Origin of the sequence: Paenalcaligenes sp. Me131, assembly GCF_050487225.1 — a bacterium.
Taxonomy (GTDB): domain Bacteria; phylum Pseudomonadota; class Gammaproteobacteria; order Burkholderiales; family Burkholderiaceae_B; genus Paenalcaligenes.
Window position 1 is genome coordinate 76,810 of the sequence record NZ_JBKQGY010000006.1, and the last position, 7,903, is coordinate 84,712.

The 7,903-nt window shown below is 47.9% G+C and carries 6 protein-coding genes; all 6 read left to right on the forward strand.

The window, feature by feature from the left end; translation table 11 throughout:
- Position 1 precedes the first annotated feature (1 nt).
- The 6 genes from ACLPHM_RS17075 (at position 2) to ACLPHM_RS17100 (ending at position 7,719) form a co-directional block, all read left to right on the forward strand.
- Positions 2 to 700, forward strand: a complete 699-nt coding sequence (locus ACLPHM_RS17075) for a fimbrial biogenesis chaperone (RefSeq protein WP_430222412.1) — start codon at positions 2 to 4, stop codon at positions 698 to 700.
- Positions 701 to 709: 9 nt separating this feature from the next.
- The gene (locus ACLPHM_RS17080; RefSeq protein WP_430222413.1) at positions 710 to 3,232 is read left to right on the forward strand and encodes a fimbria/pilus outer membrane usher protein; all 2,523 of its coding nucleotides are present in this window, start codon (positions 710 to 712) and stop codon (positions 3,230 to 3,232) included.
- A gap of 161 nt (positions 3,233 to 3,393) precedes the next feature.
- A complete protein-coding gene (locus tag ACLPHM_RS17085; RefSeq protein ID WP_430222414.1) occupies positions 3,394 to 4,329 on the forward strand; it encodes a fimbrial protein in 936 nt (311 codons plus the stop codon).
- A gap of 90 nt (positions 4,330 to 4,419) precedes the next feature.
- Positions 4,420 to 5,118, forward strand: coding sequence for an acyl carrier protein (locus ACLPHM_RS17090; RefSeq protein ID WP_430222415.1), 699 nt, complete (start codon positions 4,420 to 4,422; stop codon positions 5,116 to 5,118).
- A 17-nt stretch (positions 5,119 to 5,135) separates the two neighbouring features.
- Positions 5,136 to 6,353: a beta-ketoacyl-[acyl-carrier-protein] synthase family protein gene (locus ACLPHM_RS17095; RefSeq protein WP_430222416.1), complete on the forward strand. Its 1,218-nt coding sequence runs from the start codon at positions 5,136 to 5,138 to the stop codon at positions 6,351 to 6,353.
- A gap of 358 nt (positions 6,354 to 6,711) precedes the next feature.
- A complete protein-coding gene (locus ACLPHM_RS17100; protein ID WP_430222417.1) occupies positions 6,712 to 7,719 on the forward strand; it encodes a zinc-dependent alcohol dehydrogenase family protein in 1,008 nt (335 codons plus the stop codon).
- Positions 7,720 to 7,903 lie beyond the last annotated feature (184 nt).

Here is a 7,903-nt window from a genome sequence, read left to right on the forward strand (position 1 = left end):
GATGACGAAAAAGAAAAACATTCTAAAAATATTTGCTCTGGTAGCCTCTACACTTGTTTACACACAAAGTTTTGCAGCTATTCAGCTTAATAACACTAGAGTGGTTATCCGTGAGTCGAAAAACTCTGGAACTGTTGTAGCAAAAAATGTTTCCTCTGATCCATTTGTTGTTCAAAGTTGGATAGAAGGTCCGTCTGGGGAAATGGAAACCCCACTATTTGTTACTCCTCCATTAATTAGATTGGAAGGAAAAACAGATCTTGCTTTAAACATAAGAAAAATAGATGGCTCTTTGCCGGAAGATAGAGAATCCTACTTTTGGTTAAACGTCATGGAAATACCAAAAGAAAGCAAAGACTCTGAAAATACATTGACACTTGCGGTACGCACAAGAATAAAAATATTCTATAGACCTAATGGTATTGGCTCGCCTTCTGATGTAGATCAGGCATTAAATTGGGCACTAATCCGAAATGGTAACCAATGCCAAGTCAGCTTCGCTAACACCTCACCATTTAATGTCAATTTTTCGGATATTTCGGTAGGGAAAGTAGCCGTTTTTGGACAAGGCTATGTTTCTCCCCCTTTCAGCGAACAAGTGTCAGATACCATTCCCTGCCCTACTAATACCGATTTAGAGGCAATCATTGTTAATGATTATGGCGCATTCGTGACCCTGCCCAAAATCACTATCCAATAAAAGAATAATATGAAAAAAACTATCGCGATTCATCTTACGTGCGCGGGCTTATTGTTTACTAGCTCTTTTGCTGTACAAGCCGATGACGGAGAGTTTTTTGACAGTGGTTTTTTATTTCGTCCAGACAACCAAGAGTTACCTACAGACTTATCTATTTTCAGTCACTCCAACCGCGTTCTTCCTGGACCGCAACAAGTCAAAGTTGTAGTCAACGATCGTAACTTTGGTGATTACACTGTTAACTTCGTTGACAGCGAAAACGGCACAAAAGACGCCGTACCCTGCTTGACTATAGCCTTACTTCAATCAGTAGGGATCAAAACCATTGCATTTCCAAATCTGGCAGCAGAAGACGATAGCACCTGTGTGGATTTAAGCCTTATTCCTGCTGCTACGTATAGCTTTGATAGCAACACCTCTATATTAACGCTGTCCATACCTCAGGCAGCCTTAGATAACACTGCTCGTGGCATGGTACCCATGTCCATGTGGGACAGTGGCGAAACAACTTTTTGGGCCTCTTATCAGGTCTCACACTACCGTGCGACTAATAAATACGGTGGTGAGGATACTGATAAATCCAATAGTACCTTTGTGGGCTTGCGCGCAGGTTTTAATGCTGGTGCTTGGCGCTTCCGTTCTAACGGCACCCTGTATAGACAAGAGGGCGAACAGCACTGGAACACCTCTGAAACTTATGCAGAACGAGATATTAACGCCTGGCGTAGCCGTATACGTTTAGGGGATGTTACGACCAACAGCCGTAACAGCGCCTTTACCACTAATCGTATACGCGGTGTGCAACTAGCATCTGAAGATGGCATGCTAGCACCCAGTGAACAAGGCTATGCGCCTACAGTACAAGGCTATGCTAACTCTAGTGCCAAAGTAACGGTATACCAAAACGGTAATGTTATTTACTCCACCTTTGTGGCACCTGGTCCCTTCGCATTCAACGATTTGTACGCTATCCCTGGCGGGGGTGACTTAGAAGTAGAAATCGAAGAAAGCGGCGGCAAAATTACTCGTTATATGCAACCCTATTCAGTACTGCCGTCGATGTTGCGTGAGGGGCGTTGGCAATACTCAGCCTCTTTAGGTAAATACCGCTCATACAGCTCTGACTCCGACGAACCACTCGTTGCACAAGCAACTTTTGCTCATGGTTTGCCAGGTGGGGTCACTCTTTATGGTGGTTCAATGGTGTCCAAAAACTACTTTGCGAACTCACTAGGCGTAGCGCTAAACATGAGTGACTTTGGCGGTATATCGACGGACATTGTGCAGTCTCATGCTAAAGACCCTGAAGGCAAGCGCTTAAACGGTCACGCCATACGCGTGCAATACGCAAAAAACTTACAGGAAACCGGCACGGATTTCCGCTTGTTTGCATACCGCTATAGCTCTGATGGCTATAGGGATTTGGATCAAGTATTAAACAAAACCAGGATTTTCACAGACCCTGTTAACGGTCAAGTTTACGACACAACGCTGTGGAAAAAATCACATGAGTATCAGGTATCCATCTCCCAAAGCTTAGGGGAGTATGGTTCGGTTTCTGCCTCGTACTCAAAGATTCAGTACCACTCTAATGTTAAGGCATCCAATTCGCTAAATATCGGCTACAACACACAAGTTGGACCGGTAAACGTCTTTCTGTCTTACAACATGCTCGACTCAGAATGGCAGTCCCGCTCCCATAACATTATGCTGAACCTCAGCATGCCTATAGGCGGTGGTTCTACCTATGCGGGTTATAGTTTCTCCAGACTAAACGATGGTAATTACACGCATGATGCCACTCTTTCTGGCTCTACTTTAGAAAACAACGCCTTGTCGTATAACTTACGGGCGGGTGTATCTAAAGATGAACGCGGACGCGGTAACAATATTTATGCCAGCTCTAGCTACAAGAACTCCATCGGCCAGGTGTCTGCTAGTTACGCCCGCAGTCATAAAAACACCCAAACCCAGCTTAGTGTCAGTGGTTCTGTTGTTGTAGATAAAGGGGGAGTTCTGTTAGGGCAATACTTAACTGAAACCGCCATTATTGTAGATGCACCAGGGGCAGCAAATGTCACCCTACAAAGCCACCCAACTATCCGTACCAACAGTGCTGGTAGAGCACTCATTCCTTACGCCGCTGCATATCGTGAGAATTTAGTGTCACTGGCCCCTGATTACTACAACGACAACGTAACGTTGCAACAAAACATTCATTCTGTGGTTCCAACCTACGGTGCTATTGTAGTAGTCACATTTGAGACAGAGCAGGGGCGTTCGTATCTGTTCACCCTTAAAAATGATGACAGAAATGTGCCATTTGGTGCTGCTGTATACGATGCCGAGGGGCTACAGAAAAGTATCGTTGGACCTATTGGTCGCCTCTGGATGACAGGCATGCTAGAGCCACAGGTCTTTACCGTCAAATGGGGCACAAATGGCAGTGCAAAAAGCTGCACATTTTCAGTAGACCCTGAAACGTTACCTACCTCTACTGAAACTGTTGAGAAGGAAATGATATGCGAATAACCTCAGCTGCCCTTGGGCTAATTCTTTGCAGCAGTATGCTTTATGCTCCTCAAGCTATGGCACAAAAAATTGCTGGGTGCGATATTCATACCAACCAACTGAGTAATAAGTATGACCCCTATAAAACTAACCACTATAGGATAATCTTTGCTGGCAGCGGTATGAATAACATACCTGTCCCTGTGGATGCAGAGATTGGTTCGGTCATTTATAGGCTCACCGCCTGGGTAACACCTGATCTGCAGAGCATGGTAAACAACCAAAAAGCAGCTGCTGCATATATTCCACTAGCAAACTGCCCTTCTGGAGTCCAAGAGCGCTTTATGCCCACGGGCACGCCTGTTTCTTATGATGTGTTCAGACAGAACCTAAACACCATTGGTGTAAGAACCTATTACCCCCATGTAGGTAGTGGCCAGCCCGGTATGATTATCAACACATCCACTGGGACGTACAACATGCTGTACTTCCCCTTTGGGCAAGCAGTTGTTGAGTTTGTTTTGCTTAATCAAAACTGGGGAGCAAGCACAAGCCAAACACTGAACTTCCCTAGTAATCGGATCGCCACCACTACAGTCTCTGGTTGGGGTGCTGATGAGCTGTTGCGCTATGAAATCGCAAGTAGCCTTCGCTTCGTTCCAGAACCTTGCCAGTTCGTCACTGCTACAACTATGACGCAAACCTTAAACCCTGTAGACGCTGCTCTATTTACTACAGTAGGTACAAAACTAGAGCCTAAACAATTCAGCCTGCGTATGCAGTGCAATAGCTCTAGACCCAAACCTAAGGTCACATTCACTGCAACAGCAGAAAATGCGACTTTACCAGGCGTACTGAAAAATCAGGCCACTTCTAATTCAGCATCAGGCGTAGGAATATTGCTAGAACATATCCCCCCAAGTGGTTCCCCTACCCCTGTACCGCTAAACAATAGCAGTGGTGTTACCACTCTCGTTAATAATGGTTCATGTGGTGGTAGCACCTCTTACTGCGTTGAGTCACAAATCAACCTACAAGCCAGCTACTACAGCACTGCCGCTACAGTTACTCCTGGCACTGTACTTTCACGAGTAACCGTTACTGTAGAACACATGTAACTTCTATACGCTTTGTAACCATTCAGATCGCCGCCTCAGCGGCGATCTTGCTATGCTTGTTACAAACTCTAGTTTCAACAAGGAAAAGGCATGATTACACTTCCTGAGCGCCCCGAACTACGGGCAGCTTTAGCGAAAATTATTGCTGAAGTTTGCCGTTGTGATGAAGCAGCCTTGCTCAAAGACACTCCATTTAGTGACATTATTGAGCACTACGACTCTCTGGCCATGTTGGAAATTCTGTTAGGTATTGAAGCGCGCTTTAATATCAATACAGATGATATGTTGCCACCTGAATACCGTACACAAGAAGAAGTAGCTGAGCTTTTCCCCAAAACGCTAGATGAACTCGCCGACCACACTTATAGTGTTGCTGCCCGCCTAAATAAAGAAGAACAAGAAAAAGCTGAGGAAGCTGACAGTGCAGCCTCAACCACCGAAAGTGCTGAACTTACTCCACAAGCCCCAGCTAACGAACAGGCAGAAGCGACTACATCCGTATCGGGTACAACAGGCGAAACCGAAACACTAGAACCCACACCCCGTAAAACGGCTAAGAAAGCGGCCAAAAAGGCAGCGAAAAAAGCAGCGAAGAAGGCCGCAAAAAAAGCAACTAAAAAAGTAGCTAAGAAAGCGACCAAGACTGTCAGTCATACAGCGGAGAAAACCGACAGCGAAACACCTGAAAAACCCAAACGTACGCGAAAAGCAGCAAAGAAAACGGCAAATGACAGCGTTGAGGCTCCTAAACGCAGCGCCGCAAAAAGCACTCCCTCTACTAACTCCTAACTACCGAGTCTTGCTACATGAAACGTCGTGTCGTCGTCACCGCTATGGGTTTGACATCACCCATTGGGCACTCTCCCGAGGAGTTCTTTTCTGCGCTACGTGAGGGCCGTTGTGGCGTTCGCCCCCATACACAAATGGAGCTTAGTCACTCGGTAGGCTGGGTAGATGCTGACCTGGATAAGGACCTACCCGGTAACCAAAGCATCATGTTGGATCGCGTCAGTAAGCTAGCGCTATTTGCTGCCCGACAAGCTTTAGCGCAGCAACCCTTATCTGCTGAAGGTTTGCAACAAACTGGGGTGTACTTGGGTACTGGTATTGGTGGTATTAAAGCCATTTGTGATGCCTTTGCTGGGTACCACAACATTGGACCAAAGATTGTGCAGCTACTGATTCCTGCTGCCATGCCCAATGCCCCTACTGCACACATTGCACAATTAATGTCCTGCACCCAAGAAGCACAAACCTATGCCACAGCCTGCACTGCTGGCGCTGTGGCAATTGGTGAGGCTTACCGCCGTATTCGTGATGGTTATGTAGACAGCGCATTGGCAGGCGGTACTGAAGCGATGATTCAGCCTGAGCTACTTAGAGCCTGGGAACAGTTGCATGTGCTATGCGTAGATCAAGAAACAAATCCTGAAGGGGGGTGTAGGCCTTTCAGCCTAAAACGCAGTGGTTTTGCATTGGGTGAAGGCTCCGGCATGATCATGCTAGAAACGCTTGAGCATGCTGTGGCACGAGGTGCTACCCCCTTAGCAGAAGTGATTGGCTATGGTGTTAGCAATGATGGTACCCACCCCTTGCGCCCTAACCCCCATGGTCAAGCGTTAGCAATCTCTCGTGCGTTACAAGATGCCAAGATCAAACCCAAACAAGTGGAATACATCAATGCGCACGCAACCGGCACCATGACGGGCGATCGCATTGAAACCGAAGCGATTAAAAAAGTGTTTGGGGATCATGCCAAGAAGTTGGCCGTCAGCAGTATCAAAGGCAATATGGGCCACTTGATTGGTGCCTGCGGCGCGCTAGAAGCCATCAGCACCATCAAATCACTGCAAACAAAAATCTTGCCACCTACGCTGCACTTCGCTCCCGGTGATGAACTGTGTGATCTGGATTACGTACCTAACAAAGCTCGCCAACTGGATAAGCTGGATATTGCCGTCAGCAACTCCTTTGGTATGGGTGGTAACAACGCCGTACTCGTGTTTAAAGCCTATAAAGAGTAAGCATTAGCCAATGACCGATAACGGGCTGTGCCGCAGTGTGGCACAGCCCGTTTTGCATGGTGCTCCGTCTTATTCAGCCTATCGTGCCCCGCCCTCTTGCCGTCTTTTTTCTTTTCCACACACCCAGTAGAGTTATCCACGCCTGCTGTGAATAAGCTTGGGGACAGTGCCAGAACAAGCCTCGCTTAGCTAATCCACACGCCACTTTGCACAGGCATGGCTAGAGAATGCTCACTACTGCCGCCCTGCCCTACCTTGCCATGCTGACCTGGCAGTGCCATGATAAGTGTCTACGGTCCTACCTATTTTCTGGTGTTGCACATGCCGTAAGCAGCACCCGCTATGAAAAGGAAACACGATGAAAGCGATACAGTTATCCTACCCTGGTGGTATAGACGCCCTCACGCAAACCGAGCTACCTCAACCACCCGCACCGCAAGCTGGGGAAATTCAAGTACAACTGCATGCCAGTTCGTTGAATTTCCATGATCTACTGGTAGCCAAACACACGACGGCCGCACAAAAAGGGCGTATCCCGTTATCTGATGGTGCAGGGGTAGTGACGGCAGTAGGCACAGGTGTCACCGAGTTTGCCGTAGGTGATCAGGTCGTCTCGTGCTTCTTCCCCACCTGGCAATCTGGCACCGGTTTATTGGCCGATTTCAGTACCGTGCCGGGTGATGGCATAGATGGCTATGCACGTGAATACGTGAATGCCGCCCCTGCCTCTTTTACCCTTGCTCCCACAGGCTACAGCCATGCTGAGTCCGCCACGCTAACGACGGCAGGGCTCACTGCTTGGGTTGCCTTGGTAGAAGATGGCAAACTCAAAGCAGGCGATACGGTTTTGCTGCTGGGCACAGGCGGCGTATCTATTTTTGCATTGCAATTGGCGAAGTCCATGGGTGCGCACGTCATTGCGACCACCTCATCACACGACAAGGCTGCCCGCCTTAAAGAGCTGGGTGCAGACCATGTGATTCATTATCCTTCTACCCCTGAATGGGGAAATCGTGTGCTAGAACTGACACAAGGTCGTGGCGCAGATATTGTGGTTGAAGTAGGTGGCCCAGGTACTCTGGCACAATCCATTCGTGCCGCACGTGTGGGGGGACACATTGCCCTCATTGGCGTGCTAACCGGTTTCTCTGGCGACATCCCTACTCGTGAGCTCATGGCGAAACGCGTGTCACTTCAAGGTGTGTTGGTGGGCAGCAGAAGCGCACAGCAAGACATGGTACGTGCCCTGAACCAACAAACCTGGCGTCCCATCATTGATCGCAGCTTCCCCCTGTCGGAGCTCAGCAAAGCGTTCAGCTATCAAGAGTCTGGGCAGCACTTTGGGAAAATTGCGATAGCGATTTAAGGGCTTTTTAGGCCAGACATAATCTGGCTTTAGCTTCTTGATGAGGGGAAGTAACGACGCAGCAGCTCGTGACTTCCCCTAGTCCCTTTAGACGCACTGCTTTCTAAATGTGGACAACTGTTAGTGGGCTTGCTCAGCATATTGCACTGTAATAATCCCGCTTTCCTTTATGAGCGGTAATCGC